Raw genomic sequence first — 19,290 nt, forward strand, 5'->3', positions numbered from 1 at the left:
GGACCGCTTGCGTGCGGGCGACCATCCGGCTACCACGCTTGTCACTTCTCCTCCACCGATAACCCCCCGGCACCAGGCCCGATGACCGTGTCGGATCATCGAGGGCCCTGGTGATCTGGTTGGGCGGACCACGCAGTTCGCGCGGTCCGCCCAACAAAGCTCACATCGTGGCCGATGCTCAGTAGCGTCGTATCCCGGTGACCGACCAGTTGCTCACCTTGTCCTTCTTCACCGGCACACCGTAGGTCGACGCGTGCACGAAGGTCCCGTTACCGACGTAGAGGCCCGCGTGCCCGCCCCCGTTGAAGATCAGCACGTCGCCGGGCTTGGCCTGCGCGATCGATGCCACCGGACGTCCGCCGCCCAGCTGTCCGTAGCTGTCGCGCGGAATGGTCTTACCGGCCTGCTTGTACGAGTAGTAGACGAGGCCCGAGCAGTCGAAAGCGTTCGGGCCGGCGGAACCGTATGAATACGGTGAGCCGATCTTGCTCTCGGCGACCCGGACGGCCTTCTGCGCCGCGGTGGGCTGGGCGCCGAGCAGGCCGCCACCACCCTTGGGCCGGAACTGCTGCGGGATCTGATCACCGTTGAGGCCGGGCACGGTGAAGGTGCCGAGATTCGGGATCTCGACGCTGGCGCCGGGCGACTTGGCCGCCGGCGTGGCCTTGGGTTGCTGGGGGACCTGCTTGGTATCGACCCCAGGAAGCTCGAAACTGCCGAGGTTCGGCATTTGCACGGGCGCTGCGAGCGCCGGGCCGGCGACAGCTGCCAGCGAGCCGACGGTGATCGACCCTGCGACGACCGCGCGCTTGGCTACCTTGCTGCCGCGGTTGGGCTGCTCCAAACGATGTTTGGCCACGAAGCGACTTCTCCTTGCTCTCCCTTCGACCGCCTACCGAGTTAGCTGTCGGGTTCGGGCCGGAAGAATGGCCCTACACGGCAGACTCGACGACGCGTGACACGTCGCCGGGCATGCGCGATTCACCCCAATTCGGATCGCTCCGAAAACTGATGGTTCCCCGGTTCGCCCAGAGGGCGATTGAGCGGTGACCTGTCCAGACCACTCCTGTTGGAGCGGGACGCTCTGAAAGGTCTCGGAAAGGTTACGAAATCGGATGCGGGTCTGTCCACCGACCCTCGGGGCCCCGAAATCCGAGTCCGACTCACCCAGCCCGCAATATCCGGAGACGACGCTCAGAAACGCCACTCTGAACTGCAGTTTTACCTTTTCTTGCAGATACTGCAGAGTCTCTGGTGACCATTGCAGCGGAGACGAAAACATCGATCGCGGCGTCGATCGCAGCGTCGGCGGAGGCCGCCGTTTCCGTGACCTTTCCTCCACCTTCACCGGTGGGGTTTTCGCAGTTGGGAGGGTCGAACAGCACCTGCATCATGCACCCGTCGCAGGCGACCGGACGGACCGGGCAGGTCTGGCAGTCTACGTACATGTGTGATCTCCATCTCATTTGAGTCGGTGGGCATGTCGACGGCCGTCAAACCGGACGATCAGCGCCATGCGTCACATGTGAAGGAGAGTAGGAACCCGCACCGACAGATCCGGCCGGGCGACACCGACAACGGGTGAAATCACACCCTCCCCGCCTGTCACATCCGAATCTGTCGTTACGTCGAACTAATGTTCGCAACCGTGGTGCACTCATCGGCCGGGACCGGCGGACAACTCACCTTCGCGGACCTCGACGACGGCGACGACTTCTCGGATCGCTCGCTGTTCGACACCACGTTGGTCGTGGTCGACCTCGAGACGACCGGTGGCAGCGCCACCGCAGACCGCATCACCGAGATCGGGGCCGTGAAGATCCGCGGCGGTGAGGTGCTCGGTGAGTTCGCCACTCTCGTCGACCCCGGCTGCCCCATCCCGCCCAAGATCGTCACCCTCACCGGCATCACCGAGGCCATGGTCAGTGACGCACCGGCGATCGGCGAGGTCCTCATGTCCTTCGTGGAGTTCGCCCGCGGTTCGATCCTCGTGGCCCACAACGCGCGGTTCGACATGGGCTTTCTGCGGCAGAACGCGGCGCGACTCGGAATCGACTGGCCCTTCGACATCAGCCTCTGCACGGTCACCATGGCCCGCCGGATCCTGAGCCGCGACGAGGCGCCCACGGTCCGGCTGTCCGCACTCGCGGACCTGTTCGACGTCACGGTCCGCCCCACGCACCGAGCCCTCGACGACGCACGGGCCACCGTCGAGGTCTTTCATCGCCTGCTCGAGCGCGTCGGCAACCAGGGCGTGTCGACCTATGGCGAGCTCACCGCGTACCTTCCGCGCCGGACGACGCGCCTGCGCGCCAAACGCGCTCTGGCGCAGGATCTTCCGTCACTCCCAGGCGTCTACATGTTCCGCGGGCCGTCCGATGAGGTGCTCTACGTGGGCACCACGGTCAACCTGCGGCGTCGGGTGATGTCGTACTTCACCGGAAACGACCCCCGCCGACGCATCGGCGAGATGGTGAACCTGGCGACGCGTGTCGACCACGTGGAGTGCGCCCACGCCCTCGAAGCCGGCGTCCGCGAACTGCGGCTTCTGGCCGCCCATGCTCCTGCCTACAACCGCCGCTCGACCCAACCGCACCGCGGCTGGTGGGTCGTGCTGACCGCCGAGCGCTTTCCGCGCCTCAAGGTCTCCCGGACACCCACCGAGGACTGCATCGGGCCGATCGGAAATCGCACATCTGCCACCACCATCGCTGAACTGATCTCCCAGGCCACGGGATTGCGCAGCTGCACAACACGATTGGGATCCGCATCACACCATTGGTGCCGTTCCGAGGCGGCCGGCGGCCCACGCATCGGTGGATGTCACGCCGCGTCCGACCGTCCACTGACACTGCCCGACTACCTGCCGCGCGTGTCCACCACACGCGATCTGCTGTCCGGCGACTCGGATGCCCCCCTCATCACACTGACCGAGCGACTCGCGCGACTGTCCGAGGCTCACATGTTCGAGAGTGCCGCGCGCCACCGGGACCGCGTGTCGGAGACGATCGACGCCCTCGCGCGGTGTCAGCGCCTCGGCGCGCTGTGTTCGATCGCCGAGCTGGTGGTGGCGCACCCCGACGATGATCGGGGATGGGAACTGGCGGTGATCCGATACGGCCGCCTGGCCAGTGCGGGTGTCGCCCGCCGGGGCATCCCGCCCATGCCCGTGGTGGACACGCTGATTTCCGCTGCCCAGACGGTCGTACCCGACGCCGGCCCGCTGCGGGGGGCGCCACCCGAGGAGGCCGGCCTTCTGTACCGCTGGGTCACCGCGCCCCGTACCCGGATCGTCACCACCACCGAACCGTTCGCGCTACCCGGCGCCTGCGCCGAGCGATGGTCGGCGTGGTCGCAGACGGCGCGTGCCGCCCGAGAGGCGCCCCGGCGCGCCGGGTGACCTCCTGCGAGAGTGATCCGACCCGGACCTCACCGAGCCCACCCTCCCGCCGACCGCACCGACCCCCGCGGCCACCGCCCGCGGTCGCACGCGCCCGGCACGCACCGCGCACAGACGTCCGGCGGCGCGCATTACTGTGTCAACCATGATCACCGCCATCGTCCTGATCCACGCCGACGTCCACCAGATCCCGGAGACCGCGCAGGCCGTGGCCGACATCCCCGGCGTCTCCGAGGTGTACTCCTGTGCCGGCGATGTGGATCTGATCGCGAAGATCAAGGTGCGCGATCATGAGCAGATCGCCGACGTGGTCACCGACAAGATCAACCGATTGCCCGGCGTGAACCGCAGCGCCACGCACATCGCATTTCGCAGCTACTCCAGTTCCGATGTCGAGGGCGGCTTCTCCATCGGCGAGCAATGATCGCGCGCCCGCCGATCGTCGGCCGGCCGAGCCGCGCGATGATCAGCGGGCCGCTGCGGACAACTCCGAACTGAGCGTCGCCCAGCGGTCGAGCACGCGTGTCGCCTCGCCGCTGTCGATCGCGGCGGCCGCGCGCTCCATCGCCGCGCCCATGGCATCGGTCAGCTCGGCTCCCGACATCGAAGCCTGCTGTTCGAACGCGACAATGGCTCCTGCGGCGTTGAGCAGGACCGCATCGCGCACCGGTCCGCGTGTGCCTGCGAAGAGGTCGCGAGCGATCGCCGCGTTCACCGTCGCGTCCCCGCCCTGGAGCGCGGCCAGCTGCACTCGACCGACGCCCAGATCTGCGGGATCGAGCGTGAGCCGGTGCACGTCGCCGTCGACCACCTGCCACACCGTCGAGGTGGTGGTCGTGGTCAGCTCGTCGAGCCCGTCATCGCCGCGGACAACCAGCACCGAACTCCCCCGCTCGGCGAACGACTGCGCCAGCACCGGTGCGAGATCCACGAATGCGCATCCGATGAGACCCGCACGGGGTCGTGCCGGATTGGTCAGCGGACCCAGCACATTGAAGACGGTGGGGATGCCGATCTGACTGCGGGGCGGACCGGTGAACCGGAAGGCCGGATGGAACACCGGCGCGAAACAGAAGCCGATCCCGACCTCGTCGACACACCGCGCCACATCCGCGGCGCCCAGGCCGATCGACACCCCGAGCGCCTCGAGCACGTCGGCACCGCCGCTCTTCGACGACGCCGCACGATTGCCGTGCTTGACCACCGGGATCCCGGCGGCGGCGATGACCACGGAGGTCATCGTGGAGATGTTCACGGTGTGCGAACGATCGCCGCCCGTACCCACGACGTCCACCGCCGGCCGGGAGATCTCGACGAGCGTGGCGTGCTCGAGCATCGCCGACGCCAGCCCGCGCAACTCCGCCGACGCCGCCCCCTTCATCTTCACGCCGACGCCGAACGCGGCGATCTGCGCACCGGTCGCGGCGTCGCTCATGATCTCGTTCATCGCCCAGGAGGCCTCCTCGACGGTCAGGTCGATCCCGTCGGTGACGCGCCCGAGAATCTGCGGCCAGGTGTACGCGGAAGGGTCCGTGCTGCTCACAGTGCAAACAGTAGTGGGGACGGCGTCAGCCGCGCGCCACCGGTCGTTGCAGGACCTGCCATCTGGTCACGGTGCCACCGTGGCGCGCACCGAGGCCGGCCATCCGGGACCGTTCCTGCGACAGGTGCAGCGCGTCGAGAAGTTGTCGTCGGGCCAGCACGAGCACAACCGTGTCCGGGTCGTCCGAAACGTCGCCGGCGTCGGCGGCGTCGAGCCTCTCGTACCCGTCGAGTCCGGCGATCCGCGCGGCCTCGTCCACACGATCCGCGGCGAGCCGCAGCACATGACGGAGCACCACTTCGTCGTCGGGCCGCCAGGTGGCCGCGTCGAGCACCGCCGAGGACGCCACCGCGTCGTCATCTGACTCCGCGACGACGACGAGATCTGCGGCGTCGACACCCGCCAGACCGGCGTCTGCTCGGCCGGTCCTCAGTTTCGCGCGCAATCGTTCCCACCGGCCCGGGATCACCGGGCGCCCGTTCAGATCACGCCGGGGCGAGGCGACCCTCGGCGGCGCATCTCGATCGCCGTCCACAGACCCAGCAAACCATGCCGTGGGACACGCCGACGACCGCATTCACGAGGCCACTACCTGGGCCGGGAGAAAACCTTCGAGCAATTTGGAGACCCAAGTGGTCAGGGCTTACTACGAACCGTCATACTTCATTTTGTGACTAGCGCTGTAGGTACCTCAGGAACAGCCATCACCGCGCGCGTGCACTCGCTGAACCGGCCCAACATGGTCAGCGTCGGCACCATTGTGTGGCTGTCCAGTGAGCTCATGTTTTTCGCTGGACTTTTCGCGATGTACTTCGTCGCGCGTGCCAATGCGACCATCGGTTGGCCACCCGAGCCGACCGAGCTGAACCTCGCTCTGGCGATACCCGTGACCACGGTGCTGATCCTGTCCTCGGTGACCTGCCAGATGGGTGTGTTCGCCGCGGAGCGCGGCGACGTCTTCGGTCTGCGCCGCTGGTACGTGCTGACGTTCCTGATGGGGTCGTTCTTCGTCGCCGGTCAGGCCTACGAGTACTACCACCTGGTCCACGAGGGCACGACGCTCTCGTCGAGCGCATACGGTTCGGTGTTCTACATGGCCACCGGTTTCCACGGCATGCACGTGATCGGCGGACTCGTCGCGTTCATCTTCCTGCTGATCCGCACCAAACTCTCGAAGTTCACACCTGCACAGGCCACGGCCGCCATCGTGGTGTCGTACTACTGGCACTTCGTCGACATCGTCTGGATCGGCCTCTTCGTAACGATCTACTTCATCAGGTAGTGGCCTCGACGGCCGCCTGAGAGCAGCACAACCACACAACAGTCCGTCCGCTTAGTAGAGAGTCACAGATGAGTTCATCTCCACCGCGACCGTCGGATAGCGACGACGTGGACGCCGACAGCACACCCGGCGCGGGTGTGGCCGAGTCGACCAAGGCCTCCTCATCGGCACGCAAGGCCAAGTCTCGGCGCAAGCTCCGTCGCCGCGCCAGCGGCGCACTGCTGCTGTTCGTCGGACTCCTCACCGCCGGGGTGCTGGCGTCGGTCCTGACCCCCAAGCCCCAGGTCGCCGTCGCCGACGAGTCCAATGCCGCGCTGATCGCCGACGGCAAGAAGCTCTACGAGACCTCGTGCATCACCTGCCACGGCGCGAACCTGCAGGGTGTGGCCGACCGTGGACCGTCCCTGCTCGGTGTCGGTGACGCCGCGGTCTACTTCCAGGTCTCCACCGGCCGCATGCCCGCCGCCCGCGGCGAAGCGCAGGCTCTGCGCAAGCCCCCCAAGTTCACCAAGGCACAGATCGATCAGCTCGGCGCCTATGTGCAGTCCGAAGGTGGCGGCCCGCAGGTCATCTACGAACGCAATGCGGATGGCTCGGTGAAGATGGAGGACGGTCTCCCCGTTCTGGCCCAGGAGTCGCTACGGGGGAAGAACCTCGGTCGCGGCAGTGAACTGTTCCGGCTCAACTGCGCCTCGTGCCACAACTTCACGGGTCGCGGCGGCGCCCTCTCGTCGGGCAAGTTCGCCCCGGCGCTCGACGGCGTCGAGGAGCAGCAGATCTACACGGCGATGCTCACCGGGCCGCAGAACATGCCGAAGTTCTCCAACCGTCAGCTCTCGCTCGACGAGAAGAAGGACATCATCGGCTTCATCAAGTACGTCACCGAATCCAAGCCGCAGGGCGGACTGGGCCTGGGGGGCTTCGGTCCCGTCAGCGAGGGCATGGTGATGTGGGTTGTCGGAGTTGTGGCGATCGTCGCCGCCGCAATGTGGATGGGATCACGGACATGAGTGCAACCGGCGGTAACGACCCGTCGAAGGACGAACTCGACCAGATGAGTCACGAGGAGCTGGTCAAGCTCGGCACCAACCTCGACGGGGTGGAGATCATCCACCGGGCCGAGCGGTTCCCCGAGCCAGGCAGCGGCGTCGAGAAACGCGCGGAACGTCAGGTCGCGGCCTGGTTCACCATTGCCGGGATCTCGGCGGTGGCGTGCTTCATCATCTTCATCTGGAATCACTGGGAGTTCGCCCTCCCGGATTCGCTGGACTACTGGCGCTACACCCTCAACACCCCCCTGCTGGGTGTGACGTTCGGACTGTCGGTGCTGTCCATTGGTATCGGCATGGTGATCTTCACCAAGAAGTTCATCCCCGCGGAGATCTCGGTGCAGGACCGCCATGATGGCGGTTCCTCCGAGGTCGACAAGAAGACCATCGCCGCCGAGCTCGACAACTCGCTGACGACGTCGACGCTGCCGCGCCGCAAGATGATCATCGGTTCGGCCGCCTTCGGCCTCGGTGCGTTCGCCTTCACCGGCCTGGTCGCCGGCCTCGGCGGCATCATCAAGAACCCGTGGGCCAAGGGCGACGACGCCCCTCTGTGGCACACCGGCTGGTCACCGATCTACAACCCGGCCAGCGATCCGAACGAGACCATCTTCCTGCGGCGCGACACGGGTAACCCGTACCAGGTCGCCCTGGTCCGCCCGGAGGACCTCGACGCCGGCGCCATGGAGACCGTCTTCCCGTGGCGCGTCTCCGACGGTTACGGCGAGACCGAGGAGTCGCGGCACAAGCTCCTCGAGGGTCTGCGCTACGTGAGCAACCCGGTGATGCTGATCCGTCTGCGTCCCGAGGACGCGGCTCGCGCCATCAAGCGCAAGGGCCAGGAGAGCTTCAACTACGGCGACTATTTCGCCTACACGAAGGTCTGCAGCCACCTCGGATGCCCGACGTCTCTGTTCGAACAGCAGACCAATCGCATCCTCTGCCCGTGTCACCAGTCGCAGTTCGATGCGCTCGAGTACGCGAAGCCGGTGTTCGGCCCGGCCGCGCGGGCACTGGCGCAGCTGCCCATCACGGTGAACAATCAGGGATACATGGTTGCCGCAGGCGACTACATCGAACCCGTCGGACCGGCATTTTGGGAGCGTAGATCATGACCATCGCCGACCGTCTCGCGACGCAGGCCGAAGAGGTCGACTCGCGTTACCACATGGCTCCGGGAATCCGGCGGCAGATCAACAAGGTGTTCCCCACCCACTGGTCGTTCCTGCTGGGTGAGATCGCGCTCTACAGCTTCATCATCCTGCTGATCTCCGGCGTGTACCTGACCCTGTTCTTCGATCCGTCGATGAGTGAGGTCGTCTACGACGGCGCCTACCAGCCGCTCAACGGCGTGATGATGACGCGGGCCTACGAGACCACGCTGAACATCTCGTTCGAGGTGCGCGGCGGTCTGTTCGTGCGACAGGTCCACCACTGGGCGGCCCTGCTGTTCGCGGCGTCGATCATCGTCCACATGGCGCGCATCTTCTTCACCGGTGCGTTCCGCCGTCCGCGCGAGGCCAACTGGATCATCGGCTGCCTGCTGCTCATCCTGGCGATGTTCGAGGGCTTCTTCGGCTACTCGCTCCCCGACGACCTACTGTCGGGCACCGGCGTCCGCGCCGCGATGAGCGGCATCGTCCTCGGCATCCCGCTGATCGGTACCTGGATTCACTGGGCACTGTTCGGCGGTCAGTTCCCCGGCGACATCATCATCCCACGCCTGTACGTGATGCACGTGCTGCTGTTCCCGGGCATCATCCTGGCGTTGATCGGTGCTCACCTGGCACTGGTCTGGTATCAGAAGCACACCCAGTTCCCCGGCCCCGGTCGCACCGAGAAGAACGTCGTCGGTGTCCGCATCCTGCCGGTGTTCGCGGTCAAGTCGGGCGCATTCTTCGCCATCACCACCGGTGTCCTGGCGATCATGGCCGGCGTCTTCCAGATCAACCCGGTCTGGGTGCTCGGACCGTACAACCCGGCACACGTCTCGGCCGGCTCCCAGCCGGACATCTACATGATGTGGACCGACGGTCTGGCCCGACTCATGCCGGCCTGGGAGCTCTACCTGGGCAACTACACGATCCCGGCCATCTTCTGGGTTGTCGTGATCATCACGTTGATGTTCGCCGGCATGTTCTCCTACCCGTGGATCGAGAAACGTCTGACCGGCGACGACGCGCATCACAACCTGCTGCAGCGTCCGCGTGACGTCCCCGTGCGGACCGCGATCGGCGCCATGGCACTGTCGTTCTACATCATCCTGACGCTGTCCTGTATGAACGACATCATCGCCTTGAAGTTCCACATCTCGCTGAACGCGACGACGTGGATGGGCCGGATCGGACTGATCATCGTGCCGCCGCTGGCCTACTTCATCGCCTATCGGTGGGCGTTGGCCCTGCAGCGTAGCGACCGCCAGGTCCTCGCCCACGGTATCGAGACCGGTCTCATCAGGCGCCTGCCGCAGGGTGAGTACATCGAGGTGCACCAGCCACTCGGCCCGGTCGACGACCACGGTCACCCGATCCCGCTGCCCTACGAAGGCGCGGCCTTGCCGAAACGTATGAACAAACTCGGCTCCGCCGGCGCACCGGGTACCGGTTCGATCCTTCTCGAGGATCCGCCGGAGCAGCAGGTGCGCAACATCGAGCGAGAACACGAGGCCGAGAGGGCCGAGCAGAAGGCTCTGCGGGAGTTGCAGGCCAAAGACGGGAATGCCCTGGACTGACCGGGACTTCCGCGAGATACATCCATCGACCGCCGTGCCGGAGCACGGCGGTCGATGGCGTTCATGGCCCCGCGACCGGCATCCGGCGGGCCACTAGGATCGAGACGTGATGAGACCTCGCCGACGATCCCGCACCGCATCCGAATCCATCTGGGACTCCGCCGGTTTACGCCAGATCACCCGGGGTCTCGGCACTCTCGACGGAGAGATCTTCGAGACGATTGCGCGATCGGAATCCCCGGCTCTGGACGCGCTCATGCCGCGCCTGACCCGGGCGGCCGACCACTCCAAGCTGTGGTTCGCGATCGCCGCCGGAATGGCGCTCACCGGGCGACCGGCGGCACAACGTGGTGCCGCGCGCGGCGTCGCGACGCTCGCAGTCACCAGCCTGGTCACCAATCAGGCGGCCAAACGGATCCGTAACCGGCCACGGCCGACCTCGTCGTTGGTGCCCGTCGAACGCCGCGGCCGCCGCTCGCCGACATCCAACTCACTGCCGTCGGGCCATTCGGCGAGTGCCGCCGCGTTCGCCATGGGTGTCGGTCTCGAGCATGCCCCGACCGGTCTGGTGCTCGGGGGCCTCGCCGGTCTGGTCGGTCTGTCCCGAGTCGCCACCGGTGCGCATTACCCCGGTGATGTGCTGGCGGGCTTCGGGATCGGCGCGACGATCGCGGTGATCGGAGGGCGCCTGGTCCCTCCCATCACCAAGCACAGCATTGCGGTCCCCTCCCCCACCCGCGTCCCGGCAACGCCGCGGCCTCGCGGCGAGGGAGTGGTCGCCGTCGTGAATCCCGCATCGGGTTCCGGCAACGGCCGCCGGGTGCTCGATGAGTTCACCAAGTCGCTCCCCGACGCCGAGATCGTGGAGGTCGGGCCGGACGACGACATCGAGGAACTGCTGCGCCAGGCGGCGCAGCGCGCTGACGTGCTCACCGTCGGCGGCGGCGACGGAACGGTCGCCACCGCGGCGCAGATCGCCCTGGACGCCGACGTCCCGCTCGCCGTGCTGCCCGGCGGGACGTACAACCACTTCGCACAGGATCTACGCATCACGTCCGTGGCCGACACCGTGTCCGCCATCGTGGACGGCCGGGTGTTCGCCATCGACGTCGCTCGACTCAACGAGGACACCCTGGTGCTGAACACCGCCAGCATCGGCGCCTACCCGCATTTCGTCCGGACGCGTACGAAGTTGGAGCACAAGCTGAGCCGGCCCTTCGCGACAGCCTTCGCGCTGACGTCGACCCTGCGACATACCCGACCCGTGCGCATCCGGGTGAACGGCGAGGTCATCGAGACCTCGTTGTTCCTGCTCGGCAACTCGCTCTACCGTCCGTCGGGTTTCGCCCCGTCACGGCGCATCCGGCTCGATGACGGTCTGCTGGACGTCCGCATCCTCGAGGTCGGACATCGATTCGCCCTGCTACGCATGCTCGCCGCGTTGATCACCGGACGTCTCGAACGCTCGCCGCTGTATCACGAGCTGCACGTTCCGGAGTTCTCGTTCTCCGCGGTGGACGAGCCCGTCGATGTCGCACACGACGGAGAGATCGGCGAATCCTACGAGAAGGCGACGTTCCGGGTCGGGTACCGCGCGTTGCCGGTCTATGCGCCGACTCCCCCGAAGTGACCAGAGCGGCCGCACCCGAATCGGGTGCGGCCGCTGGTGGTCGCGCTGCGGTCCGGTGCTCCGGCCTAGTGCTTCTCCGGTCCCACGTGATACTCGAACACGAGGCCCGCAGCGGTGCCGATGATCACGACAGCAGCGAAGATGGCGAACCAGAAGTTACCGGTGGCGAAGCCGATGCCGAACATCGCCGCGCCGCCGGCGACCAGGATCGGCCACCAGGAATGCGGGCTGAAGAAGCCCAGCTCTCCGGCGCCGTCCTCGATCTCGGCATCCTCGTAGTCCTCGGGACGGATCTCCACGCGGCGTGCGACGAATCGGAAGTACGTGCCGGCGATCAGGGTCAGACCGGCGCTGAAGAACATGCCGGTCACGCCCACCCACTCGACACCCTTGCTCGAGAACGCCGTACAGATGGTGTACGCGATACCGGCGAGGAAGAAGAATCCGGTCAGCAGTTCGAAGATCCTGGCTTCGATTTTCATCCGTTTGCTCCCACCGTGCAGCCCTGCAGGTTCGTGTCCGAGGCGTTGCCCAGATCCTTGGGGGTGTTACCCGACGTGGCGCGGCGCGTGTCGAACGGAACGGTCGTCACCGAGTGCGGTACCTCGCAGATCGCCTCGAGTGCCTGCGCGTTGGTGGCCAACGGGTTCTCGTCGCGGTAGCGGATGTACGCGTCGAACTTCTGCGGACTGACCGCCCGGACCTCGAAGTTCATCATCGAGTGGAAGGTTCCGCACATCTCCGCGCATCGTCCGACGAAGGCTCCTTGGCGGTCGATGCTCGAGATCTGGAAGACGTTGTCGGTGTGGTTCTGCTTCGGGAACGGCATGACGTCACGCTTGAAGAGGAACTCGGGCACCCAGAACGAGTGGATGACGTCGGCGGACGCGATGTCGAACTCGATGCGCTTGCCGGTCGGCAGCACCAGGATCGGGATCTCCGTCGAGGATCCGACGGTCTCGATCTTGTTGAACTTCAGGTAATCGCGGACATCGTCATCGCGACCGTTGGCCGGGCCCGGCTCCGGCACCTCTTCGCCGTCCTCGTTGGCCATGTTGCGGGCCTGGAGTTCGAAGGGGCTTCCGGACCGCTCGAAGCCGTTGTAGTTCGCACCGTCGGTGAAGACGACGTCGCGGTAACCGAACTTCCAGTTCCACTGGAAGGCGGTGACATCGACGGTGACCTTGGGATCCGAGGTCTTGCTCTCGACGTCGTTCTGCACCACGACCGTGAAGTAGAACAGCACCGCGATGATCACGAACGGGATCGCCGTGTAGCTGAGTTCGAGCGGCACGTTGTATGCCGTCTGCCGCGGGAACTCGTCCTTCCCGGCCTTGTGCCGATGGAAGGTGATGGACCAGAAGATCAAGGCCCACACCAGGATGCCCATCAACAGGGCGGCGATGACCGACCAGGTCCACAGGTCGCCCATCTTCTTGGCCTCCGGGGTCACACCCGCGGGCCATCCGAATCGCATCGCTGTGCGGGCATCACAGCCCGACAGGAGCAGCGCACCGATACCGAGTGCGACGAGTGCACCGACCTGCTTGATCGTCCGCGATGCGGAACGGGCTGCTCTCGCCCGCGGCCGTCCACCGTGTGCCAATTTCACGCCTTCCCGCTCGCTCGGTTCCGACACGCATGTGGACCGAGTTGCCATGTCACATGACCCGCACAGGGCATTCATCGCCGGTTCCGAGCGAAATCTCACCCGGCGCCAAGGCAATTCTTGCACCTAGTACTACGCAGCGTAGACCAACCCGGCGAACGTTTCGTGATTGGGGTTTGCCTGCGTGCGTCGGCCACCCGGGGCCACATGACCGCATGCGGACCGCACCCGTTGCCATCACCGTTCGTCAGGCATACTCGACGCGTCAGAAGCGCGTGGAAACGTCGATATGTGAGGGCCTGTCTGGTGTGTGGTTTGCTCGGTCTGCTGACCTCCGACGGATCGGCGGACTCCGCCGTCGAACTGGTGTCGGAAGCCTCCCACTGCATGCGTCACCGCGGACCCGACGAGCCCGGCACGTGGCATGACGCCGATCTCGTGCTCGGTTTCAACCGGCTGTCCATCATCGACATCGAGCACTCGCACCAGCCGCTGCGATGGGGCCCGGACGAGCAGCCGGACCGCTATGCGCTGGTGTTCAACGGTGAGATCTACAACTACCTGGAGATCCGGGAGGAACTCGCGCGTGACGAGGGCGCCCGGTTCGCCACCGAGGGCGACGGTGAGGCCATCGTCGCCGCGTTCCACCATTGGGGACCCGACGCGGTGCGTCGCCTTCGCGGCATGTTCGCGTTCGCGATCTGGGACACCGAGAACCGCTCGCTGTTCCTGGCTCGCGATCCGTTCGGGATCAAGCCGATGTTCCTGGCCACCGGCCCCGGCGGGTCGGCGTTCGGCAGCGAGAAGAAGAGCCTGCTGGAGCTGACCGGCCGCCTCGGCCTCGGCGATGAGCTCGACCCGCGGGCGATCGAGCACTACACGGTGTTGCAGTACGTGCCCGAGCCGGAGACGCTGCACGCATCGATCCGGCGTCTGGAGTCCGGATGCCACGCGACGATCCGACCCGGTGGGGCACCGCAGATCCAGCGGTACTTCACCCCCCGGTTCTCGGTGCGGCCCTTCACCGACGGATCGCGACAGGCGCGGTACGACGAGATCGCCGAGGTGTTGTCGGATTCGGTGGCCAAGCACATGCGCGCCGACGTCACCGTCGGGTCGTTCCTGTCCGGGGGCATCGACTCCACCGCCATCGCCGCGTTGGCGATCCAGCACAACCCCGACCTGATCACCTTCACGACCGGATTCGAGCGCGAGGGCTATTCCGAGGTCGATGTCGCCGTCGAGTCGGCCGAAGCGATCGGCGCCCGGCACATCGTCAAGGTCGTCAGTCCGCGCGAGTTCATCGACGCCATCCCGGAGATCGTCTGGTACCTGGACGATCCCGTCGCCGACCCGGCCCTGGTTCCGCTCTATTTCGTCGCCGCCGAAGCCCGCAAACACGTCAAGGTGGTGCTCTCGGGAGAGGGTGCCGACGAACTGTTCGGCGGGTACACGATCTACAAGGAGCCGTTGTCGCTGAGCACCTTCGACCGACTGCCCGCCGCGTTGCGCCGCCTCGCCGGCCGTGTCTCCGACCGCATCCCGGAGGGCACCCGCGGCAAGAGTCTGCTGCACCGGGGGTCGTTGACACTCGAGGAGCGCTACTACGGCAACGCACGCAGCTTCGACGACGCGCGGTTGCGGGCCGTCCTGCGCGACTACCGGCCCGAATGGACGCACACCGACGTCACCGCGCCGATTTATGCGATGTCCGAGGGTCTCGATCCCGTCGCCCGGATGCAGCACATCGACCTGTTCACCTGGTTGCGCGGCGACATCCTCGTCAAGGCCGACAAGATGACGATGGCCAATTCGCTGGAGCTGCGGGTACCGTTCCTCGACCCTGAGGTCTTCAGGATCGCCGAGGCACTGCCCTACGACGAGAAGATCTCCCACGGCACCACCAAGTACGCCCTACGACAGGCGTTGGAGCAGATCGTGCCACCCCACGTGCTGCACCGGAAGAAACTCGGTTTCCCCGTACCCATCCGTCACTGGCTGGCCGGGACCGAGATGTTCGACTGGGCGCACGAGACCATCGAACGCTCGCAGACCGATCACATCCTCAACAAGAACGCGATCGTCGAGATGCTCAACGAGCACCGCCAAGGCCTCGTCGACAACAGTCGCCGCCTGTGGACCCTGCTGTCGTTCATGGTCTGGCACGGCATCTTCGTGGAGAAGACCATCGTGCCCGACATCACCGACCACAGCTATCCGGTGCGCCTATAGCAGCCGCACCCAGCCGCATTCCGAGGCCCGCCAACGCCATCAGCACGGCGGTCGAGAGAAGAGTGTCCGGCCTCGAGAGACCCTTCGCGTCGAGAGAACCGTGCCCCGCCTAGAGACCCTTCGCGTCGAGAGAACCGTGTCCGGCCTCGAGAGACCCTTCGCGTCGAGAGAACCCGAAAATCCGCCGAGAGAACCCAGAATTTCGCCGACAGCATCGGTTCGGCAGGTGGGCTGGGTTCTCTCGGCGGATTTTCGGGTTCTCTCGACCTCCGTGCTGGTGGCGTTGGCGGCCTCGGGTGCGGCTGGCATCGCCGGGTGCGGCTGGCATCGCCCGGTGCGGGGGCTAGAGGTGCGCGGCGATCTCGCTTGCGGCGGCGTCGCCGTAGGCGTCGGCCAGTCGTTTGAGGGCGAGCTCGCGGTCCCAGGTCCAGTCCTGGGTGGAGACGGTCTCGAGGACGAGAACCGCGACCATCGAACCGACCTGCGCGGCGCGTTCGAAGTCCAGCCCCTTGGCGCGGGCGGTCAGGAAGCCGGCGCGGAAGCCGTCGCCGACACCGGTGGGATCGACCTTCTCGGTCTCCGGCACCACTGCGACATGGGTTCGTGTGCCGTCGCGGTCGATGATCTCGACGCCGTCCTTGCCCAGGGTCGTCACGCGGACCCCGACCATGTCGGCCACCTGGGCCTCCGACAGGCCGGTCTTCTGCCGTAGCAGACCCCACTCGTACTCGTTGGTGAACAGGTAGGCGGCGCCGTCGATCAGGGCCCGGGTCTGTTCCCCGTCGAGGCGTGCGAGCTGCTGAGACGGGTCGGCCGCGAACGGGACGCCGAGCGTGCGGCACTGCTCGGTGTGCCGAATCATCGCGTCGGGGTCGTCGGCGCCGATGAGCACCAGGTCCGGAGTACCTGTCTGCGCGAACACATCGGACAGGGCGATCTCGCGCGCCTCGCTCATCGCGCCCGGATAGAAGCTCGCCAGTTGGGCCATCGTCTGGTCGGTCGTGCACATGAAGCGTGCGGTGTGCTGGGTCTCCGAGATCCGCACCGCACGACAGTCGACGCCGTGTGCCTCGAGCCACTGCCGGTAGTCGTCGAAGTCCGCACCGACCGAGCCGACCAGCAGCGGGCTGCCGCCGAGCTCGCCCATCGCGTAGCAGATGTTGCCCCCGACACCGCCTCGACGGACCACGAGATCCTCGACGAGGAAGCTCAGCGAGATGTGCTCGAGGTGGTCACCGAGCAACTGCTCGGAGAATTTCCCCGGAAAGGTCATGAGGTGGTCGGTTGCGATGGAGCCACAGACAACGATTGCCACGCGGTGCTCGCCCTTCGGTCGGCCGGAGTCGGACAGCATTCCACGCTACTCAGGCGCCCAGACGCCACTGACCGCACCCCCACGCTGGGGAATGCGGTCAGTGGTGTGAGTTCGTCGGGCTCAGTTGAACGAGTCGCCGCAGGCGCAGCTGCCGGTGGCGTTCGGGTTGTCGATCGTGAAGCCCTGCTTCTCGATGGTGTCGACGAAGTCGATGGTGGCACCGCCCACGTAGGGCGCGCTCATCCGGTCCACCGCGAGGGTCACGCCGGCGAAGTCGTCGGTGAGGTCACCGTCGAGGCTGCGGTCGTCGAAGAACAGCTGGTAGCGCAGACCTGCACATCCGCCCGGCTGCACCGCGATCCGCAGCGACAGGTCGTCGCGCCCCTCCTGGTCGAGCAGCGCCTTCGCCTTGGAGGCAGCCGCGTCGGTCAGAATGACGCCGGTCGTGGTGGTGGTTCCGGACTCGTTCTGAACGGTCATCGATACTCCTGTATGTCTCGGTTCGAGGTCACCGTCGACGGATCGAAGTCAGACTCCTACCCGCCCCTGGGCCACGTGCTGCATTCAACGGTACCCCGTCCCACTGTATTCCTGCCGACCCCAACGGTTGTCTCATGCACCCTGCGCGCGGCGTGGAGCCTCGGTTTCGGTCCACCCGGCCCCGACCTGCTCCGCCAGCCGGGCCAGCTGGTTGTCGGCGTCGGTCATCGCGAGTTCGACCGAACCCGCGACATCGACGATCGCGTACGCGCCGGCGATCCCGGCCTGTTCGATCGCGTCGGCGGTCAGCGCCACCTGCCCGGCGAACACCAGGGTCGGGATGCCCGCCGCGGCGGCCGCATCGTTGAGCGCGGAGACCACCTTGCCGCGCAGTGTCTGCGTATCGAACTTGCCCTCACCTGTGATGATCAGGTCCGACGACGCGACGTCGGCGGCCCGATCGGTCGCGTCTGCGACCACGGTCGCGCCGGAGACCCGACGCCCGCCCAGGGCCAGCAGCGCGGCGCCGAGGCCGCCGGCGGCGCCCGCACCGTCCTCGCCGGACACATCACGCCCGGCCATCTCGCCGAGCACCGTCGACCACTCGCCCATCTGCTCCTCGAGCCGATCGACCGTCGACGGATCGGCCCCTTTCTGGGGACCGAACACCGCAGCGGCGCCCGCCGGACCGAGCAGCGGGTTCTCGACATCCGATGCCGCCACGACCGTCACCGGGGCCAGTCGTTCGACGGCGGCGACCGGGCCGCCGAGCGCCTCGATCATGCCCCGCCCGCCGTCGGTGGTGGCCGATCCCCCGAGCCCGACGACGATCGTGGACGCCCCGGCCTCGAGCGCCGCGGCGATGAGCTGTCCGACGCCGGTGGTGTCGGCGGAAACCGCCGTTCGCGGGGTCGGCCGACCGCCCAGCTGATGCAGCCCACAGGCCTGCGCACATTCGATGTACGCGACGCTTGCAGCGTCGCGATCGTCGTACAACCACGAGGCCGTGACCGCGGCACCGAGCGGACCGGACACCGTCGCCGTGCGCTTCTCCCCGAAGCGGGAGGCCAGGACGTCGACGAATCCGGGGCCCCCGTCGGATTGTGGCGCGGCCCGCAGTTCGTCGCCCGGTCGCGACACCGACCAGCCGCGTGCGATGGCGGCGCACGCCGCGACCGCCGACAGCGTGTCGCCGAAGGAATCCGGCGCGATCAGAACGCGCATGTCGCCTGCAGGGACGTCGTCGCACCGGGGCGTGGTCTCATGCGCACGAAGTATAGGGAGGTCCGCGAACCTCGGCAGCGCGGATCACCTACCGTAGAAGGTGTGAAGTTGCCATGGAAGTCAGATGACGACGCCGTCACCACGAATGCGGACACCGAGGCGTCCGCGAACCTCGATGACGATGCATCGACCAGCGCGAACACCGACTCCAAAGGCACTGCCTACACGCCGGGCAAGGGGCGTGCGACGCCGTCGCGGCGCGAGGCCGAGAAACGCCGCCGCGGACCCGTCGCACCGCCGCCGACGACGCGTTCGGAGGCCCGGGCCCGGCGCAAGGCGACGAAGTCGAATCTGTCGCGCGAGGAGAAGCGCAAGCTCGCCGACGACCGCAAGGTCGCGCGCAACGAGCAGCGCGAGAAGATGATGGCCGGCGACGAGCGCTACCTGATGCCGCGCGACAAGGGTCCGGCCCGACGGTTCACCCGGGACATCGTCGACTCACGTCGCAACTTCGCAGGCCTGTTCATGCCGTTCGCGATTCTGTTGATCGTGGTCATGTTCGTCCCGCAACTCGCCGTCTACGCCAACCTCGTACTGCTGGTGTTCGTCATCTTCATGGTGATCGACGCCGTGATCCTCGGACGTCTCGTCAATCGCCGGGTACGCGAACGCTACCCGGATGTCGATCCGTCACAGACCGGCGTTCGCCTGGGCTGGTACGCGTTCACCCGTGCCATGCAGTTGCGCATGATGCGGGCGCCCAAGCCGCAGGTGTCGGCCGGCGACGAGGTCTGA

Annotated in this window: 17 protein-coding genes and 1 riboswitch; of the genes, 9 read left to right on the forward strand and 8 right to left on the reverse strand. The window is 66.6% G+C overall.

Annotated elements, in window-relative coordinates; translation table 11 throughout:
* Positions 1 to 178: 178 nt before the first annotated feature.
* The gene (locus ACVT6V_RS21645; RefSeq protein ID WP_489896162.1) at positions 179 to 859 is read right to left on the reverse strand and encodes a C40 family peptidase; all 681 of its coding nucleotides are present in this window, start codon (positions 857 to 859) and stop codon (positions 179 to 181) included.
* A gap of 14 nt (positions 860 to 873) precedes the next feature.
* A riboswitch (cyclic di-AMP (ydaO/yuaA leader) is annotated at positions 874 to 1,056 on the reverse strand.
* Between the two features lie 580 nt (positions 1,057 to 1,636).
* Between ACVT6V_RS21645 and ACVT6V_RS21650 the strand changes: the two genes are divergently transcribed.
* Together ACVT6V_RS21650 and ACVT6V_RS21655 are read left to right on the forward strand one after the other, a co-directional pair.
* Positions 1,637 to 3,400 carry a DEDD exonuclease domain-containing protein gene (locus ACVT6V_RS21650; RefSeq protein WP_489896163.1) on the forward strand — a complete coding sequence of 588 codons (1,764 nt, stop codon included), beginning with the start codon at positions 1,637 to 1,639 and terminating at the stop codon, positions 3,398 to 3,400.
* 145 nt (positions 3,401 to 3,545) lie between these two features.
* The gene (locus ACVT6V_RS21655; protein WP_489896164.1) at positions 3,546 to 3,824 is read left to right on the forward strand and encodes an Lrp/AsnC family transcriptional regulator; all 279 of its coding nucleotides are present in this window, start codon (positions 3,546 to 3,548) and stop codon (positions 3,822 to 3,824) included.
* A gap of 42 nt (positions 3,825 to 3,866) precedes the next feature.
* Here the strand turns inward: ACVT6V_RS21655 and trpD are convergent, their stop codons facing one another.
* Together trpD and ACVT6V_RS21665 are read right to left on the reverse strand one after the other, a co-directional pair.
* Positions 3,867 to 4,943 (reverse strand): anthranilate phosphoribosyltransferase, encoded by a 1,077-nt coding sequence (trpD, locus tag ACVT6V_RS21660; RefSeq protein WP_489896165.1) that lies wholly within the window; start codon positions 4,941 to 4,943, stop codon positions 3,867 to 3,869.
* Positions 4,944 to 4,968: 25 nt separating this feature from the next.
* Positions 4,969 to 5,478 carry a hypothetical protein gene (locus tag ACVT6V_RS21665; protein ID WP_489896166.1) on the reverse strand — a complete coding sequence of 170 codons (510 nt, stop codon included), beginning with the start codon at positions 5,476 to 5,478 and terminating at the stop codon, positions 4,969 to 4,971.
* Positions 5,479 to 5,613: 135 nt separating this feature from the next.
* Between ACVT6V_RS21665 and ctaE the strand changes: the two genes are divergently transcribed.
* The 5 genes from ctaE (at position 5,614) to ACVT6V_RS21690 (ending at position 11,635) form a co-directional block, all read left to right on the forward strand.
* A complete protein-coding gene (ctaE, locus tag ACVT6V_RS21670) occupies positions 5,614 to 6,225 on the forward strand; it encodes an aa3-type cytochrome oxidase subunit III (RefSeq protein ID WP_489896167.1) in 612 nt (203 codons plus the stop codon).
* Between the two features lie 68 nt (positions 6,226 to 6,293).
* Positions 6,294 to 7,235, forward strand: coding sequence for a cytochrome bc1 complex diheme cytochrome c subunit (qcrC, locus tag ACVT6V_RS21675; protein ID WP_489896168.1), 942 nt, complete (start codon positions 6,294 to 6,296; stop codon positions 7,233 to 7,235).
* Entirely contained in the window at positions 7,232 to 8,389 is a 1,158-nt protein-coding gene (gene qcrA, locus ACVT6V_RS21680; RefSeq protein WP_489896169.1) for a cytochrome bc1 complex Rieske iron-sulfur subunit, read from the forward strand. The genes qcrC and qcrA overlap by 4 nt, the downstream gene beginning before the upstream one ends.
* Positions 8,386 to 10,005, forward strand: a complete 1,620-nt coding sequence (qcrB, locus tag ACVT6V_RS21685; protein WP_489896170.1) for a cytochrome bc1 complex cytochrome b subunit — start codon at positions 8,386 to 8,388, stop codon at positions 10,003 to 10,005. Before qcrA ends, qcrB begins: the two co-directional genes overlap by 4 nt.
* A 109-nt stretch (positions 10,006 to 10,114) precedes the next feature.
* Entirely contained in the window at positions 10,115 to 11,635 is a 1,521-nt protein-coding gene (locus ACVT6V_RS21690; RefSeq protein WP_489900946.1) for a bifunctional phosphatase PAP2/diacylglycerol kinase family protein, read from the forward strand.
* A 65-nt stretch (positions 11,636 to 11,700) separates the two neighbouring features.
* Here ACVT6V_RS21690 and ACVT6V_RS21695 read toward each other — a convergent pair whose 3' ends face one another.
* Positions 11,701 to 12,117, reverse strand: coding sequence for a cytochrome c oxidase subunit 4 (locus tag ACVT6V_RS21695; RefSeq protein ID WP_489896171.1), 417 nt, complete (start codon positions 12,115 to 12,117; stop codon positions 11,701 to 11,703).
* Complete coding sequence (gene ctaC / locus ACVT6V_RS21700) at positions 12,114 to 13,187, reverse strand: aa3-type cytochrome oxidase subunit II (protein WP_489900948.1); 1,074 nt, start codon at positions 13,185 to 13,187, stop codon at positions 12,114 to 12,116. Before ctaC ends, ACVT6V_RS21695 begins: the two co-directional genes overlap by 4 nt.
* 363 nt (positions 13,188 to 13,550) lie before the next feature.
* On the opposite strand from ctaC, the gene asnB reads away from it, so the two are divergent.
* Positions 13,551 to 15,476 (forward strand): asparagine synthase (glutamine-hydrolyzing), encoded by a 1,926-nt coding sequence (asnB, locus tag ACVT6V_RS21705; protein WP_489900950.1) that lies wholly within the window; start codon positions 13,551 to 13,553, stop codon positions 15,474 to 15,476.
* A gap of 343 nt (positions 15,477 to 15,819) precedes the next feature.
* Here the strand turns inward: asnB and ACVT6V_RS21710 are convergent, their stop codons facing one another.
* The 3 genes from ACVT6V_RS21710 to ACVT6V_RS21720 form a co-directional block, all read right to left on the reverse strand.
* Positions 15,820 to 16,791, reverse strand: coding sequence for a carbohydrate kinase family protein (locus tag ACVT6V_RS21710; RefSeq protein WP_489896172.1), 972 nt, complete (start codon positions 16,789 to 16,791; stop codon positions 15,820 to 15,822).
* A gap of 120 nt (positions 16,792 to 16,911) precedes the next feature.
* Complete coding sequence (locus ACVT6V_RS21715) at positions 16,912 to 17,271, reverse strand: HesB/IscA family protein (RefSeq protein ID WP_489896173.1); 360 nt, start codon at positions 17,269 to 17,271, stop codon at positions 16,912 to 16,914.
* A 132-nt stretch (positions 17,272 to 17,403) separates the two neighbouring features.
* Positions 17,404 to 18,495, reverse strand: coding sequence for a glycerate kinase family protein (locus tag ACVT6V_RS21720; protein ID WP_489896174.1), 1,092 nt, complete (start codon positions 18,493 to 18,495; stop codon positions 17,404 to 17,406).
* A 102-nt stretch (positions 18,496 to 18,597) separates the two neighbouring features.
* Between ACVT6V_RS21720 and ACVT6V_RS21725 the strand changes: the two genes are divergently transcribed.
* The gene (locus tag ACVT6V_RS21725; RefSeq protein WP_489896175.1) at positions 18,598 to 19,290 is read left to right on the forward strand and encodes a DUF3043 domain-containing protein; all 693 of its coding nucleotides are present in this window, start codon (positions 18,598 to 18,600) and stop codon (positions 19,288 to 19,290) included.

It is taken from the genome of Gordonia sp. LMA167 (assembly GCF_058130025.1).